The sequence below is a fragment of the Buttiauxella brennerae ATCC 51605 genome (assembly GCF_001654925.1).
In the GTDB taxonomy this organism is placed as follows: Bacteria; Pseudomonadota; Gammaproteobacteria; order Enterobacterales; family Enterobacteriaceae; genus Buttiauxella; species Buttiauxella brennerae.
Genome location: NZ_LXER01000052.1, coordinates 1 through 722, shown reverse-complemented (window position 1 = coordinate 722; position 722 = coordinate 1). Strand labels below are relative to the sequence as shown.

At 50.7% G+C, this 722-nt stretch carries 1 protein-coding gene and 1 pseudogene; both read left to right on the top strand.

Annotated elements, in window-relative coordinates; all coding sequences use genetic code 11:
* Positions 1–406 (top strand): annotated as a pseudogene (gene fnr / locus M975_RS21935) (fumarate/nitrate reduction transcriptional regulator Fnr); the annotation flags it as partial.
* A gap of 144 nt (positions 407–550) precedes the next feature.
* On the top strand, positions 551–722 hold a 172-nt coding region (locus M975_RS21930), incomplete at its 3' end, for a universal stress protein (RefSeq protein WP_342446896.1).

The following is a 722-nucleotide window of genomic DNA, read 5'->3' as shown; positions in this document are numbered from 1 at the left end:
GGAAACGTCCATGGTCTGTGAGATCCCCTTTGAAACCCTCGATGACCTGTCTGGCAAAATGCCGAACCTGCGTCAGCAAATGATGCGTCTAATGAGCGGCGAAATCAAAGGCGATCAGGATATGATCCTGTTGCTGTCGAAGAAAAACGCCGAGGAGCGCCTGGCGGCCTTTATCTACAATCTGTCACGCCGTTTCGCACAGCGTGGTTTCTCACCGCGTGAGTTCCGTCTGACGATGACCCGTGGCGATATCGGCAACTATCTGGGCCTGACGGTAGAAACCATCAGCCGTCTGCTGGGGCGTTTCCAGAAAAGCGGCATGCTGGCGGTGAAAGGCAAATACATCACGATTGAAAACGGTGACGCGCTGGCAGTACTGGCCGGACATTCCCGTAACGTTGCCTGATTGACTCCCCTTCGTATAAGCCTTTGCCGGATCGCTAAATTTATCTGATTTATTGATCTGGCAAAGGTAATCCCCTGTTTCATTCAGCATATATGGGTTATCTTTTACTTACAGACTGCGGTGACAGATGTAAGGAGACCCTGTATGGCCAAATATCAAAATATGCTGGTTGCCATCGATCCTAACCAGGACGATCAACCTGCATTACGGCGCGCTGTGTATTTGCATCAACGGATTGGTGGTCGGATCAAAGCCTTTTTGCCAATCTATGATTTTTCCTATGAGATGACCACCCTGCTGTCGCCCGACGAGCGCA